Source organism: Psychrobacillus sp. AK 1817 (genome assembly GCF_008807035.1).
GTDB lineage: Bacteria > Bacillota > Bacilli > Bacillales_A > Planococcaceae > Psychrobacillus > Psychrobacillus faecigallinarum.
In genome coordinates this window covers 2,983,117-2,998,544 of sequence record NZ_CP031739.1, presented here as the reverse complement: position 1 = coordinate 2,998,544, position 15,428 = coordinate 2,983,117, and the positions used below count along the sequence as shown (strand labels likewise).

At 36.5% G+C, this 15,428-nt stretch carries 14 protein-coding genes; 8 read left to right on the top strand and 6 right to left on the bottom strand.

The features are described from left to right. Positions 1 to 62 precede the first annotated feature (62 nt). Entirely contained in the window at positions 63 to 368 is a 306-nt protein-coding gene (locus tag D0S48_RS14980; RefSeq protein ID WP_144539527.1) for a winged helix-turn-helix transcriptional regulator, read from the bottom strand. Positions 369 to 587: 219 nt separating this feature from the next. On the opposite strand from D0S48_RS14980, the gene D0S48_RS14975 reads away from it, so the two are divergent. The 8 genes from D0S48_RS14975 to D0S48_RS14940 all read left to right on the top strand — a co-directional run bounded on the left by D0S48_RS14975 (position 588) and on the right by D0S48_RS14940 (position 9,084). Then, positions 588 to 1,115: a YceI family protein gene (locus tag D0S48_RS14975; protein WP_151112447.1), complete on the top strand. Its 528-nt coding sequence runs from the start codon at positions 588 to 590 to the stop codon at positions 1,113 to 1,115. A gap of 184 nt (positions 1,116 to 1,299) precedes the next feature. Next, positions 1,300 to 2,487: a hypothetical protein gene (locus tag D0S48_RS14970; protein WP_151112445.1), complete on the top strand. Its 1,188-nt coding sequence runs from the start codon at positions 1,300 to 1,302 to the stop codon at positions 2,485 to 2,487. 11 nt (positions 2,488 to 2,498) lie between these two features. Further along, positions 2,499 to 3,746, top strand: a complete 1,248-nt coding sequence (locus D0S48_RS14965; protein WP_151112444.1) for a Zn-dependent hydrolase — start codon at positions 2,499 to 2,501, stop codon at positions 3,744 to 3,746. Further along, positions 3,727 to 4,899 carry an amidohydrolase gene (locus D0S48_RS14960; RefSeq protein ID WP_151112442.1) on the top strand — a complete coding sequence of 391 codons (1,173 nt, stop codon included), beginning with the start codon at positions 3,727 to 3,729 and terminating at the stop codon, positions 4,897 to 4,899. The genes D0S48_RS14965 and D0S48_RS14960 overlap by 20 nt, the downstream gene beginning before the upstream one ends. Before the next feature lie 140 nt (positions 4,900 to 5,039). After that, the gene (locus D0S48_RS14955) at positions 5,040 to 5,330 is read left to right on the top strand and encodes a hypothetical protein (RefSeq protein ID WP_151112440.1); all 291 of its coding nucleotides are present in this window, start codon (positions 5,040 to 5,042) and stop codon (positions 5,328 to 5,330) included. 70 nt (positions 5,331 to 5,400) lie between these two features. Further along, entirely contained in the window at positions 5,401 to 7,122 is a 1,722-nt protein-coding gene (locus tag D0S48_RS14950) for an ABC transporter ATP-binding protein (RefSeq protein ID WP_151112438.1), read from the top strand. Positions 7,123 to 7,489: 367 nt separating this feature from the next. Continuing rightward, the gene (locus D0S48_RS14945; RefSeq protein ID WP_151112436.1) at positions 7,490 to 8,779 is read left to right on the top strand and encodes a helix-turn-helix domain-containing protein; all 1,290 of its coding nucleotides are present in this window, start codon (positions 7,490 to 7,492) and stop codon (positions 8,777 to 8,779) included. Continuing rightward, positions 8,776 to 9,084 carry a hypothetical protein gene (locus D0S48_RS14940; RefSeq protein ID WP_151112434.1) on the top strand — a complete coding sequence of 103 codons (309 nt, stop codon included), beginning with the start codon at positions 8,776 to 8,778 and terminating at the stop codon, positions 9,082 to 9,084. The genes D0S48_RS14945 and D0S48_RS14940 overlap by 4 nt, the downstream gene beginning before the upstream one ends. Before the next feature lie 60 nt (positions 9,085 to 9,144). Here D0S48_RS14940 and D0S48_RS14935 read toward each other — a convergent pair whose 3' ends face one another. From D0S48_RS14935 to D0S48_RS14915, 5 genes are all read right to left on the bottom strand, one after another. After that, positions 9,145 to 9,459, bottom strand: coding sequence for a DUF4288 domain-containing protein (locus D0S48_RS14935; protein WP_144539510.1), 315 nt, complete (start codon positions 9,457 to 9,459; stop codon positions 9,145 to 9,147). Between the two features lie 266 nt (positions 9,460 to 9,725). Continuing rightward, entirely contained in the window at positions 9,726 to 11,507 is a 1,782-nt protein-coding gene (locus D0S48_RS14930; protein ID WP_225321747.1) for an ABC transporter ATP-binding protein, read from the bottom strand. Positions 11,508 to 11,532: 25 nt separating this feature from the next. Continuing rightward, a complete protein-coding gene (locus D0S48_RS14925; RefSeq protein WP_151112430.1) occupies positions 11,533 to 13,275 on the bottom strand; it encodes an ABC transporter ATP-binding protein in 1,743 nt (580 codons plus the stop codon). Continuing rightward, positions 13,272 to 13,751, bottom strand: a complete 480-nt coding sequence (locus D0S48_RS14920) for a PadR family transcriptional regulator (protein ID WP_191963814.1) — start codon at positions 13,749 to 13,751, stop codon at positions 13,272 to 13,274. Before D0S48_RS14920 ends, D0S48_RS14925 begins: the two co-directional genes overlap by 4 nt. Positions 13,752 to 13,899: 148 nt before the next feature. Beyond that, the gene (locus D0S48_RS14915) at positions 13,900 to 15,426 is read right to left on the bottom strand and encodes an FAD-dependent oxidoreductase (RefSeq protein ID WP_151112425.1); all 1,527 of its coding nucleotides are present in this window, start codon (positions 15,424 to 15,426) and stop codon (positions 13,900 to 13,902) included. Between the last annotated feature and the right edge of the window lie 2 nt (positions 15,427 to 15,428).

The window sequence follows — 15,428 nt, the reverse complement described above, 5'->3', positions numbered from 1 at the left end:
TCTTCTTTAACCTGTCACCTTACATAGTATGCGTTTTCCTATATAAATTTTCAAGTTTATTATTATAACCAATCCTTGGACCAATTTTCAATCCCAGTTATAACATTTTTAAGGGCCATTCCTTTGTCAGTTAGGTTATATTCTACTCGAACTGGCACCTCAGAAAAAAGAGTTCTCTGAACAATACCTTCTCTCTCAAGCTCTTTTAATCGTTCAGACAACAAACGTCCACTAATAGGAAGAGAAGACTCTATTTCATTAAATCTTTTAGAGCCATCTAATAATTGATAAATAATTAAAGTTGTCCATCTTTTACCTAACAACTCCATAGCCTTGGAAAGTCGCGGACACAATGATAATTCTTTCATATAATTCACCTCTATCACTACGCATTATACGCCTTTTCATATTTTTTGTAAAACCAAAGTAATTAAATTACTTGACGTAATCATATTATTAAATTATAGTTACTTACATAAAGTAACTTGTAGCAAGTTGCTCACGACTCTCAAATATAAAATATTTGAGTCCACATCCATCTTTTAGATGATGGAGCCATAAAAATAGATTTATAGGAGGAAATGAAAATGACAAAATTTAACTTGGACGCAGCACATTCTAGTATCGATTTTTCTGTAAAACACATGATGGTTTCTAAGGTAAAAGGAAGCTTTACTAACTTCACTGCTGATTTAGAAGGAACTGCTGAAGACTTAACAGGTGCAGAAATTAATTTTAATATTGACGTTAATTCCATTAATACTAATCATGAGGATCGTGATAATCATTTACGATCAGAAGATTTCTTCGATGCTGAAAAGTATCCAAATATTAAATTTGTAGCAACAGATATTAAAACTACTGACGTAGGCGAATACGATGTAACAGGTGACATTACGATTAAAGACGTAACTAAGCCAGTTACATTCGAGGTTGAGTATGGTGGTAAAGGCAAAAATCCTTGGGGGCAAGAAGTAGTTGCTTTCTCGGCAGAGACTAAGATAAACCGCAAAGACTTTGGCTTAGTTTGGAACCAAGCACTTGAAACAGGCGGCGTATTAGTTGGAGAAGATATTAAAATTACAGTAGAGTTAGAACTGAATCCTGCTGAATAAAAAAATTTATGAAAAAGGGCATTCCATAAGAAATGGAAATGCCTTTTTTTATATTTCTCAATGAAAACACTTACATAATTTTATTAATAAATTAATTATTCTGAAATATATTATATACTTTATTCCGATAAAGTTTTATGTTAATGTATTGATTATTCTTTATTGTCAGAAAGGACGGAAAATTATGCCGCAAATGCTTGCTTTAGTTATAGTTATTGCTATTTTATTTATTGGAGAATTGGTCTCCACTCGAACAAAGGCCTGGATCCCCTCTGTTTTTGTTTCAGCCGTCCTTTTCATCATTGGCTATTGGACCTTTTTCCCTAAGGAAATCGTATCTATAGCAGGAGTACCACCTGTAGTTGCAACTATGATGATTTACCTGCTAATCACTAATATGGGAACACTTCTTTCTCTTCAACAGCTAAAGGAACAATGGAAAACTATTTTAATATCATTAGCTGGTATTTTAGGTATAATTGTCGCTCTATTCACGATTGGAATTCTATTGTTTGATTTTGAAACTGTTGTGGTAGCTATCCCTCCATTAGTTGGTGGCGTTGTATCTGCATTAATCATGTCAGAAGGTGCGGCAAATGCAGGACTTACAACTTTGTCTGTATTTGCAATCGTTATCTACGTTATGCAGGGATTTGCAGGGTATCCCCTCACCTCAATTGTTCTCAAAAAAGAAGGAAAGGATCTACTTAACAAGTTCCGTCAAGGAAAATTAACTATTGCTGGGCAACTAGAAAATTCAACTGAGGATTCAAAAGAAGAACTTAAAATGTTTAAAAATTTACCTACCAAATACAATTCAGATTACTTCAAGCTATTTAGATTAGCGTTTGTCGGGTTCCTTGCATATGGAGTTTCTACTCTTTTAAATCCTATTGTAGAAATTAGTCCCTTTGTTCTCTGCTTATTATTTGGCATTATTGCTGGAAGTGTCGGATTCTTAGAACGTAACGTACTTCAAAAGGCAAATAGCTTTGGTATTTGTATTCTTGTTTTAATGCTATTTGTTTTCGATGCTTTAAAAAATGCTACACCTTCCATGATCATGGAAATTCTTTATCCTTTGGTGGGGACAATCGTTCTAGGTGTAATTGGAATGTACATATTCTCCTTTATCATCGGGAAAATTTTAAAGGTAAGCAAAAACATGGCATTTGCTGTTTCTTTAACTGCTTTATACGGTTTCCCTGCTGATTACATCATTACAAATGAAGTTATAAAGGCTTTAACAGAGGACGAGAAGGAAAGGGAAGTTTTAACTAGTCACATGCTTCCTCCAATGCTAGTAGGAGGATTCATCAGTGTAACTGTTGTATCTGTTATTCTAGCTGGTATTTTCGTAGGATTTTTATAAGGAGTGATAGAATGATAGCCAATCAGCAAAGAATTGAACAGCATATTAACCTATTAAGTGAATATACAGCAACTCCTGGAGCTGGAGTGACTAGACTTACATATTCAAAGGATGACTTAGATGCTAGAAACTATATTAAAGATAAAATGAAAGAATATAACCTCTCTGTATCGGAGGATGGCTTAGGTAACATATTTGGTAAATTAGTAGGCTCTAACCCTGAAGCCCCCTCTGTTTTAGTTGGCTCTCATTTCGACTCCGTGCCAAACGGAGGGGCTTATGACGGAGCTGCTGGTGTAATAGTAGGATTAGAGGTCGCAGCTCTTTATCAGGAACAGCAAATCCAACCAGTTAACTCGCTTGAGATTATTGCCATGGTTGAGGAGGAAGGAACTCGCTATGGTGGAGGATTAATGGGCTCAAGGGGAATGATGGGATTATTGTCAGAGGAAGATTTTCAAGCCCTCGTTGATAAAGACGGTATTTCTATAAAAGAAGCTATGACTAGTATTGGCTTGGATTGTACAAAGGAAAAATACCGTGACCCAAAATCAATTAAAGCCTTCTTGGAACTACATATTGAGCAAGGCCCTATTCTGGAGGAAAAAAATATATCCATTGGAGTAGTTGATGCAGTCGTGGGGCTGACCCAGCTAGAAGTCACTGTCCAAGGCATGGCCGGCCATGCAGGTACTACCCCTATGGACAGAAGGGCAGATGCATTAGTAATAGCAGCCGAAATAATATCAACATTTCCAAAGCTAGCTGAGGAAATTGGACATGGAACAGTTATTACAACAGGTCAGCTAGAAGTTTTCCCTAACGGTTCCAATGTGATTCCAAACAAAGTGATTTTTTCAGTAGACATTCGTTCTGGAGATGAAAAAAATGTTCAGTACTCGATTAGTAAAGTGAGGCAACTGATTGAATCTAAGACCACCCCAACCATACGAACTACTATAGAGCAGTTGCTTTATACTACTCCAAAAATGATGGACGAAAATATTGGTACTATTTTAACTGAAACCTGCGAGAAACTTGACATTCCCTATTGTCATATCAACAGTGGTGCAGGACATGATGCTATGATTTTCTCCGATTACACAGCTTGTGGAATGATTTTCATCCCTAGCAGAGATGGATTAAGCCATTGCCCAGAGGAATGGTCCGATGTAAACGATCTTGCTAAAGGGGCAACTATTTTATATGAAACAGCATTACGACTAACGGAGGGACAGCATGATAAACAATCAAATTAAAGAATCTATAAAAAACAATAGTAAGGAACTAGTCCAATTACGCAGAACATTGCATAGTGAGCCTGAATTGTCATTTGAAGAGTTTAAAACGACGGAATTTGTTTGTGATTATTTAGAAAAACTAGGAATCTCCTATCGAAAAACCAATCCGACTGGTGTTATAGCAGAGATTAAAGGAAATCCCGCTGGAAAGACAGTGGCTCTTCGAGGTGACATGGATGCATTATCCATCCAGCAGCTAAATGACGTCCCTTACGCTTCTAAGACAGATGGAAAAATGCATGCTTGTGGACACGATGCTCATACGTCCATGCTATTAATCGCTGCCAAGGCTTTATCAGTGGTGAAGGATCAGCTGCCAGGGAATGTTCGGTTATTTTTTCAACCTGCCGAAGAGGTCGCTCAGGGTGCTAAAGCTATGGTAGCACAGGGTGCTATGGAAGGCGTGGACAATGTTTTCGGTATACATATCTGGTCACAAATGCCGACCAACAAAGTATCCTGCACACCTGGCCCTTCGTTTGCAGCAGCAGATCTTTTCACAGTTAAATTTAAAGGACGCGGTGGACATGGGGCGATACCTGAGGCATGTATTGATGCTGCTCTTGTAGCTTCTTCCTTTGTGATGAATGTTCAGACAGTCGTATCGCGGACAATCGACCCGCAAAGCCCGGCAGTATTAACAATCGGAAAGATGGTGGTTGGTACGAGGTTCAATGTAATTGCAGAAAATGCAGAGATTGAGGGAACTGTTCGTACCTTCCATCCCGAAACTCGTGATTTTATTGAAAAATCCCTTACCCAGTATGCTGAAAACGTGGCTGCTATTTACGGAGCGACAGCAGAGGTAGAATACACACGTGGAACTGATGCGGTAGACAACGAGGAAGAAAGCGCAAAACTTGTTCAACAGGTTGCGGCTGAAGCATTTGGCCCTGATTCAGTTTATAACGAAAAGCCTACTATGGGCGGAGAGGATTTCTCAGCATTTTTAACAAAGGCACCTGGAAGCTTTGCCCTTGTAGGAAGTGGAAATCCAGAAAAGGATACAGAATGGGCCCACCACCACGGAAACTTTAATATCGATGAGGATGCACTTGCAACAGGAGCAGAGCTTTATGCTCAATACGCTTGGGCCTACCTAAATAAATAGAAAATCTTGAAAAGCTATTCTAATGGTCGATACACACCTAATAGAATAGCTTTTCCTTTTTTTGAAATTACTTTACTAATTGGAAACTATTTTCTTTATTTTTCGTATATACTAGGGAAAAAGAAATAGGAGGAAATAACATGGAAGACTTTTTTGGACTTTTTATTGGATTCGTTGCTGTAGTGATGGTTTTTTCAATCCCTTTAACCGCAATTTGGACAACCCATTTACGCAAAATGCAATCTATGAAATCTAAAGTAATCAAGGACGAAATTGAACTAGAAAAATTAAGATATGACAATTTCCTATTAGAAACGGAAAAAATGCGATTAGAATTGCAAAACAAACAAGCTAGTCTGTTAGAAATGTCTGCGGATCCGCTAGTTGTAGAACTACAAAAGAGACCTAAAGCAGAGACTAAGGCATTATAAGTATCGTGCAACTCACTGTTTGCACGATTTTTTTCTTTAAAAATTTACAAAGAAGAAAGGAGTGTTTAGGATGTCCTCATCCACTAAAAACTTTTTTCAATTACTGAAGAGTTTAAAATGGCCAATCAAAATGGCTATTTTAGCAATAGTCCTTTCCTTATTGAGCACTGTCATTAGTCTAGTTGTACCTTTAGTAACTAAAACCTTGGTTGATTCTTTAACCTCTGCTTCCTTCAACTGGACACTTATTCTCATATTATTGGGTGTATTTATATTGCAGGCGGTATTCGGAGGGTTCTCCTATTATCTCTTATCTTACATTGGTGAGTTTGTAGTTGCTGATTTAAGAAGGAAACTGTGGAGTAAGGTTCTCCATCTACCCGTCCCTTATTATGATCGCCATGAAAGCGGCGAGACAATGAGTCGTATCACACAGGACACGACCACATTAAAATCATTGGTTACCGACCATTTAGTCAATTTTGTGTCAGGCATAATAACGATAATTGGTTCAGTTATTATTTTATTTTTCATCGATTGGAAAATGACACTGATTATGCTGATTAGCGTACCATTAAGCATGGCAATTATGATTCCTCTTGGCTCCAAGATGCATAAGGTAGCTAAGGCTACTCAAAAAGAAATGGCCTCTTTTTCTGGATTGCTTGGCAGAGTACTTTCTGAGATAAGACTCGTTAAATCATATCGTGCAGAACGTACCGAAACAGCTAGTGGCGGAGAAGCCATTCATAGCTTATATCGATTCGGTTTAAAGGAAGCAAAAATCCAGGCATTCATATCCCCTTTAATGACACTTATAATGATGGGAATTTTAGTGGTCATATTAGGCTATGGAGGCTTACAGGTCTCTAATGGCAATCTCTCCGCTGGAGATCTTGTTGCTATTATCTTCTATCTTGTCCAAATTATATTTCCTTTTGCTCAAATGGCCACTTTCTTTACCTCCTTTCAGAAGGCGGTTGGAGCAACAGAACGTATTCAAGAGATATTTAAAATGGAAAGTGAGCCTATTGAACAAGAGGCAAACAAACCATTGGAGGATGGTGTTATAACATTCCTGGATGTTCATTTTTCGTATGGAGAAGACAAAAAAGTCATTAACGGAGTTTCGTTTGAAGCTAAACCAGGTACAGTTACCGCCTTTGTAGGTCCAAGTGGTGGAGGTAAAACAACTATATTTTCTTTACTTGAAAGGTTTTATGAGCCAAACGATGGTGTTATCTATTTTAACAACTCTCCTATCCAAGAACTTTCTTTAAGAGATTGGCGTTCGAAGATGGCTTACGTCTCACAGGAGAGTCCTTTAATGAGTGGAACGATTTTGTCCAATATGACTTATGGAATGACCGATATTCCCTCCATGGAAAAAATTAAAGCTGCAGCAGAATCGGCAAATGCCTCTTCCTTTATCGAAGAGTTACCAGACAAATACGATACATTGGTAGGCGAACGAGGTATGAAGCTTTCAGGTGGACAAAGACAACGAATTGCTATTGCGAGAGCCCTTTTACATGATCCTAAGATACTACTGTTGGATGAGGCTACCTCAAACTTAGATAGTGGATCAGAAACTTTTGTTCAAGAAGCTTTAGAACGGCTGATGAAAGGTCGCACCACTCTAATCATCGCTCACCGTTTAGCTACTATTATCCATGCAGATCAAATATTCTTCTTAGAACAAGGGAAAATTACAGGCAAAGGTACACACGAGGAATTAATAAATCACCATGAGTTGTATAGAGAATTCACTCAAGGCCAAGGGTTGTCTTGATAATCACATAAACACCATCAGTAATATTTTTAGTAGATTGTGAATAAAATTACTTAACCCTCAAAATTCACCTAAAAAAACAAAATTATAATGTAAATATTTTACTTTGAAGTCTCTAAACTACTATCTTAGTCAAGAAACACTGTAGTAAAATTAATTCAATTTAAATCCAATTAATAACAAAATTTAAAAGAAACATAACTATTTTATGAAAGTGAACGAAGAAAACCTCACTTTTTTGACCTATTTCGCTGTTCACTTTCATAATAATTCAATTCTATACTTTTTTCAGTTTTTTTATGCTATCTTTATTATAGTATCTGATTTTGTTTCCTATTAAGATCCTACTCGAGGGGGGTTGAATTAGGTGAATATAGGGCAGCTAATCAAATTAGAACGCCAAAGACAAAATATGAAGCAGGAGTATCTAGCTTCAGGTATTTGCGTTCCTTCTTACTTAAGTAGAATAGAAAATGGGTTAGTTATCCCTAGTGAGGATATACAGCAACACTTATTAAAACGATTAAACGTGCCTTTAGATGCATTAAATAATGATGGTGATGAAGCAAAATTATCGTACTTCAAATCACTTTTTAAATCAGTCATAAACTCTCGAGATAAACAAAAAGCAAAAAGTCTATATCAAGATGTCCATATTTACATAGAGGAACATCCATTTGAACCTAATAGACTTACTCTTCTAGTAATGGAAACAAGACTGATGCTTATGTTACCTAATTGCGCTAACGAAATTCATACAAATTTAGCAATCTTAGAAGAATTTAAAAAAGAAATGGATACTGAACAACTTTTTTATCTTTCAACAATTCAAGGTATTATAGCTTATCAAAATAACCAATTCAGACAGTCTTCAGAAATACTTACGCAAATATTTACTATAATTAAAAATTACCGTATGGAAGATTGGGAAATGGCAGAACTTTACTATATATCGAGTTTAGCGCTTCTTTCCGAGTCTAGATATATATTAGCAATAGATTATGTTAAATCTGCATTATCCTATTTTAATCAAGAAATATTGATTGAACGCTCTATAGAATGTTTAGTGATTTTAGGTATTGCCCAAAAAGATAGCGGGGTACTAACAGAAGCTATAGCTACCTACAAAAAGGCAAAAGAGATAAGCTCTAAAATAGACTCATTAAAATTTATAGGCATGATAGAGCATAATTTGGGAGCAGCATATTCTTTACTAAAGGATCATGAAAAAGCTTTATTTCATTTCCAAAATAGCTTAAAATCTAAAGTCAATCCTATACAGAGGATAGTAACCAGCTTATCAGTTTTAAAAGAATATTATAAAAATGGTGATCTTGAGAATTCTATCTTATGGTTAGAAGATGGTATTAAACTTTTAAACGAGTTACCTGAAAATACCCGAGCATTTTATGAAAATCATTTTAAAGTATACGAGGCACTTCTTTTTGAAGAAGTGGATTTAATTAGCACATTTAAAAATATTCTAGATTATTTTGAAAGTAAACAAGAATATAAGTATTGTTCTATATATTGCTTTGTGTTAGCTAAGAAACTTGCATCTGATAAAAAATATAAATTGTCTACTATTTATTACGAACATGGATTTAATTATCATATGAAACAATCAAAAGTATCTACTTGGGAGGAATTATCATGAAAAAATTAGTTTGTGGAACACTTTGTGGTCTTGGTTTACTTGCAATAGTATCAGGATCATCTTTTAATCTAGCTGTTAACGATAAACCAGAAATCACTTCTTCACATAACCTTGCTGTGAATGACAAACCGGAGATCACTTCCATTGGTGGTTTGCTTGCTGTGAATGACAAACCAGAGATTACTTCTTTTGGTGACTTGCTTGCTGTGAATGACAAACCAGAAATTACTGCTTTTGGTGACTTACTTGCTGTGAATGACAAACCAGAAATCACATCAATCAAACCTGGATTCAAAGCAATATAATTTTTTTAACATTTAAAGGTCCCCAGTTCTCTGAACTGGGGACCTTTTTTGATAATCTATTCAATATGTTCTATCTAATTGTACTGCTTCGTCTAAAATAATATGGTGACTGTAGACTTCCGCAAATTCTAATGATTCTTCGATTTTATCAACCATTTCGAAAACATCAAGAATCATCACTAATTTTATTACTGTCTTTTCTCCAAAGGCATTGGTATAAGTGACGTCTTTAAAATGTTCCTTTACTAAACGATCTACATCTTCGAATCGAGGTGCTCGAACGATGTTTATCGTTTCTTCAAATGTTTTATTAGGCATAGATTCAGGCGAGGAAATATGTTCAAATAATAGTTTGACTGAAAACGTTCTCTCCATTTTTTTCACCTCTATTCCTTTTTTTTCTTATCTTAATTATTGTATATTTTTATGTTAAAAGCCATATCTTTAAGTTGTGAAAGTACCTTCTGAAAATAGCACTTAAACGTGAAAAATTATCGCTACTTTCATACTAATATTCCTTTCTTTTTTTATATAATTCGACTTATATTTTACTTTACCACCCTAAAGTTGCTAGTACTAAATTACTTTTATTTAAAAAAAGTCCTCTGAGGCCATTGACAATCCCCAGAGAACTTTTCCTTTTATATTTTAAATTGACTTTCATATAGCTCAAAATAAAAGCCTTTTTTCTGTAATAATTCCTGGTGAGTCCCTGATTCAATAAGCTCACCTTGATGAATTACTAAGATTCTGTCTACATTTTCAATTGTTTTTAGCCTATGCGCAATGACAAAGCTAGTTCGTCCTTCTGATAATCTATTTAGTCCACGTTGTATTTCAATCTCTGTTTTCGTATCTATACTAGAAGTAGCTTCATCTAATATTAGTATATCGGAATCAGCCAAAATCACTCTAGCGATAGCCAGTAGCTGTCTTTGGCCTTGGCTTAAGCTCGATCCACCTGATGTAATGAGTGTTTCATACTGCTCCGGCAAATGCTTGATAAACCCATGTGCTGATGCTAGTTTAGCAGCCTCAACTACTTCGTCATCAGAAGCATCTAATCGCCCATATCGGATATTCTCCATAATCGTACCTGAAAACAAGAATGTATCCTGAAGCACAATCCCAATTTTTTCACGTAGCTTGTTAACTTTATAGTCTTGTATATCAATTCCATCTATTTGAATTTTTCCAGAATCAATATCGTAAAAGCGCATTAGTAAATTTATAATGGTTGTTTTACCAGAACCAGTCGGACCAACTAGTGCAATCTTCTCTCCTGCTTTTGCTTGGAAGCTAATGTTCCTTAAGATAGATTCTCCCTTCTCATAGGAGAAATTCACATGAGAAAATTCTACAGTACCCTTCAAAGATTCTATTTCTATGGCATTTGTCCTATCCACCATGTCTGGGGATTCATCCATAATCTCAAATACCCTCTCTGCCCCAGCAATTGCGGATTGAAAAGTATTTAGTAAGTTAGATAATTGGTTAATCGGACGGAAGAACTGTCGGGAATAGGTAACAAAAGCTGCAATGATCCCAACGGTAGCCATTTCCTGAACAGTCATAAGCGCACCAACTCCAATAATAAGGGCCAACCCAAGATTATTTATAAAGTTATTAATAGGTCCAAGAAAACCTGATACTGTATCCGCAGCCATTGCTGATCCTCTCAAACGCTCATTCACTACGGAAAATTTATTAAATGTATTTTCTTCTTGACCAAACAGGGTAATTACCTCATTACCTGAAATTGACTCCTCGATGAAACCATTTAACTCTCCTAAATCACGCTGTCTCTTAATGAAGTTACTACTGCTATATTTTATTATTTTCTTCGTTGTAAATATGATAAGCGGTATGATTAGTAGTGCTACTATAGCTAATAACCAGTTCAAAGCAAACATAGCAATCGTAACGCCGGCTACCATCAGAACAGAGGAAAATATTTGAATAACGCTTTGACTCAATGCATTATTAAGACTCTCTATATCATTCGTGACTCGACTCATGAGATCTCCATGTGTCCGTTTATCAAAAAAACGCAACGATAATGTTTGGAACTTATTAAACAAATCTTGTCGAAGTGTTTGAATAGTTTTTAGCGATACACGTACCATTAAAAATGTTTGGAGCCATGTGAAAACGGAAGAAGCAATGTATACTATTCCTAAAAATATTAAGAATCGAATAGTGCCATCTAAATCCTTTGGAATAATATAATCATCGATAATTACCCCTATCAAATATGGGGCCAGCAAATTCAGCAAGGTCGAAATAATGACAAGGCCACTGGCTGCTATCAATGCTATTTTTTGCTTTTCCATATAGCGCCATATTCGTTTGATCGTACCCTTGCTATCCTTTGCTTTAACAACTGGTCCTCCGAATCCTCTCGGCCCTCTCGCTCGGCCCATGGCATTTGGTGGTGGAGTAGATGCTTTATTCATCTGATAGAACCCCCTTCCCACTTTGTGTCTCATAAATATCTCTATACACCTGGCTCATTTGAAGAAGCTCTTCATGCGTACCAGCTGCTTCAATCTCTCCATCATCTATCACTAGTATTTGGTCGGCATCCATAATGGAAGATACCTTTGAAGAAATGATAAAAACTGTTGTTTCTCCATAGTGATCTCTTAACGTTTTTTGAATAGCAGCTTCCGATAATGCATCTACGGCTGAAGTTGAATCATCAAAAACAAGTATTTTAGGATGGCGGATGAATGCTCGAGCCATAGAAAGACGCTGTTTTTGCCCACCAGATAGATTGGTTGCACCCTGCATGAGCTCATGATTGAATCCTTTATCCAATCTCTCGATAAACTCATATGCTACCGCTGAACGAGCAGCTATCTCCATTTCATCTTGATTTGCATTTTCTTTCCCATAGCTTAGATTTTCCTCAATCGTACCAGAGAACAAGGTTGCCTTTTGAGGAACAAAACCTATTAAAGTTCGCAATTCCTCTAACGAGTAATCCTTTAAATCTTTTCCACTTATTCGAATGGTACCCGTGTCTGGATCATATAACCGGGATATAAGTTTTACTAATGTAGACTTACCACTTCCTGTTGAACCAATAATACCGATTGTATCTCCAGCGCCAGCATAGAAGGAAATGTTTTTTAAGACATACTCTCCATTTTTACTATAGCTAAAGTTAACTTGGTCAAATTCTACCGAACCCTTTATGTCGCTAGTATGTATTGGATTTACTGGTTCTTCAATATCTACTACCGTCTCTAACACTTGTTGAATACGATTAGCAGAAGTAAAGGAACGGGTGATTTGCATTAATACATGGCTACTAGATATAAGGCCATTCATAATAATGTTAAGGTAATTAATAAAAGCAAGTATGACCCCAACCTGCATAGTCCCTTCATCGACTTTTATAGCACCCATCCACATACCAAAAACGACCCCAACATTAACTACAAATAACATTACAGGCATAAGGGATAGGATAACTTGTTCCGCTGCCATGTTTCTTTTTGTTAAAGTGTCATTAACATCCTTAAAGGAATCCATTTCATAATTCTTCCGATTGAATGCCTTAATTACTCGAATTCCAGAGAAGGTCTCCTGTAGCTTAGTGTTCACCTTATCCATAGCTTTTTGGACCTTTACGAAGAGCTTTCCAGTTTTAGAAGAAAAGAAATAAATGAATGCCATCAAAATAGGAATGGTTACAAGTAAGACCGGGAATAACTCTCTTGCTGTGACCCATACGATAATAACGGAGCCTATGAACAAAAGTGGGCCCCTTACAAATACGCGAAGTGTCATCATTAAAGCTTGTTGGACAGAAGTGACATCATTTGTAACAATCGTGATTAGCTTTCCTGCCCCATATGTGTCTGTATTTCTGCTAGAAAACTGCTGTGTTTTTCGAAAAACATCTCTTCGAATATCTGCAGCAAAATTGACTGCAGCCTTAGAGCTATAAACCGTACACCCAGCTCCACCTATTAAACCTACGAATGCAGTGACGAGCATCAATAATCCCATCTGAATAACATAAGCATTGTCACTCTGTGCAATCCCGTTATCAATGATATGCTGCATAATTGTAGGTTGAAGTAAGTCCATTGCCACTTCTATACACATTAGGAGAGGGGCTAATATGGCAAAAAGAGTGTATGGCTTTAAATATTGAAGTAGCTTTTGTAGAGACTTCATGTTTCCTCTCCTTTCTTTTGTATTTCTTTTTGTAATTGATTTGTCGTATCTTGAATAAATTCAATCAGTCTGGAAGTACTATCTTTATCCTTCCTTGAGGCTTTAATCGCCTTTCTTAGTTCATTTTCCCATTGATCGATCACTTCTTTTAGTTGGGTTGCTTCCTCTGAATTTTGCCATTCCCATCTAGCCTTCCAGTCTTCCCAAAAATCACTCTTTTTTTTATTGGAATGTTCGGTTAGGCGAGTTCTGCCTTTGCTCCCTAGAGAATATACCTTCTTACCTGAATCAGGTAGTAACTCAATCATTTCCTGCTCCATCAACTCCTGTAATGCAGGATAGACTGTTCCGGCACTTGCCGAATAAAAGCCACCAGAGCGATATTCTAATTCCTTCATTATTTGATATCCATGCTTCGGCTCTTCATCAAGCAAATGAAGGATAGCCAGCTGCACGAAACCTCTTCTCCTTTTCATATCATTCACACCCTTCATGTATATCGATAATTTTAATCGATATATTTTAGGAAGACAATAGGTGGAAGTTAAAAAGACAAAAAAAGCCGAGAAAGCATGGTTCCTCTTTCTCGACTTTTAAGCTAGTTTCCGACGCTCTTAGAAACAGCTAATTTAATTTTTCTAATGGTTCAAACGTAGGTCCCTCTAACACTTCGCCCTTGTAATTAAAACGGGAACCATGACATGGACAATCCCACGAGCTTTCTGCATTGTTAAAAGCTACATCACATCCCATGTGTGTACATACAGGCTTTACTAAATACACTTTTCCATCCTGGTCCTTGTAGGCTCCTACCTTTTTACCGTCTACTTTTACAATATCTCCTGTGCCTTCTTTTAAATCCTCTAGCTGAAGATCTACTTTTTCTGTCTTGCCTTTAACAAACTCCTTCGCTACACTAGCGTTGGCTTTTGTAAATTTAGTAATATCTTCTTTTTTCATTTTAGATCTTGTAGGTGAAAAAAATTCTGAAAACCCATTTTCTTTCGATAATACGTTATCTACCATAATTTTAGCTGCGACTATACTATTAGTCATTCCCCATTTGCGATATCCTGTTGCAACTAATACATTTGGCTTGCTTGAAGTCATTGCACCTATATATGGAACCTTGTCTAATGACTCCAAATCCTGTGCAGACCATCGATAATTGTACTGTTCAAAATTAAATTTTTCACGTCCGAAAGCTGCTAATGCCTCATAGTTCGCAGTGGTGTCTCCCTCATTTCTACCGGTTACGTGACCTTCACCTCCTAAAAGGATATATCTTCTACCGTCAGAACCAAGAGTAGAGCGTATCGATTTAGTTGGTTGTTCTACGTTAATGTACATCCCTTTTGGAAACTTTTTATCGGCAGGAGCGGCTACTACGTAGGATCTATTTGATTCTAAACGTGTAAAATACAAACCGTTTTCATCATTAAAAGGAAAGTGACTGCAAACGAGAATTTTTTTCGCCTTAATCTTGTGACCATCAACCGTTTCTACTACATTTTCTAAATTAAGGTCTTTGGCTCGTGTCTCCTCAAAAAAATGGACACCATTCTCGATAGAAAAGTCCACTAATGCCTTTGCAAACTTTACTGGATGAAATTGCCCTTGATTTTCTAGTTTGAGGGCTTCCTTTACTTCATAAGGAAGCTCTGTTTCTTTTGTTAATGAAGCAGGACCAATCCCTATCTTCTGATAGGCATCCATTTCTTTTCTTACAATTTCTACCCCTTTTTCGGTATCCGCATATATGTAAGCAGGTACTTTTTCATAATCACATTTAATATTTAAATCGGAAACAGTTTGTTCTATGAAATTAAGTGCCTCATTTTGTGCAGTATAATATAGTCGGGCTTTCTCAACATCAAAAGTATCAATAAGCTGTTGATAAACATGTCCATGTTGGGTTGTTACCTTAGCGGTAGTAAAACCTGTTGTACCATTTAAAATTTTACTTCCCTCAATAACAGCTACTGATTTTCCACTCTTGCTTAATAGATATGCAGCTGTTATTCCTGTTAAACCTGCTCCCACAATCAGCACATCAACTTCTATATTTTCATTTAGTTTTGGAAAAAACGGAAGATCATTGGTAGATAGCCAATAGGACTCTGAGTTCCCGGGTAAAATTGTTTTTGTCATCA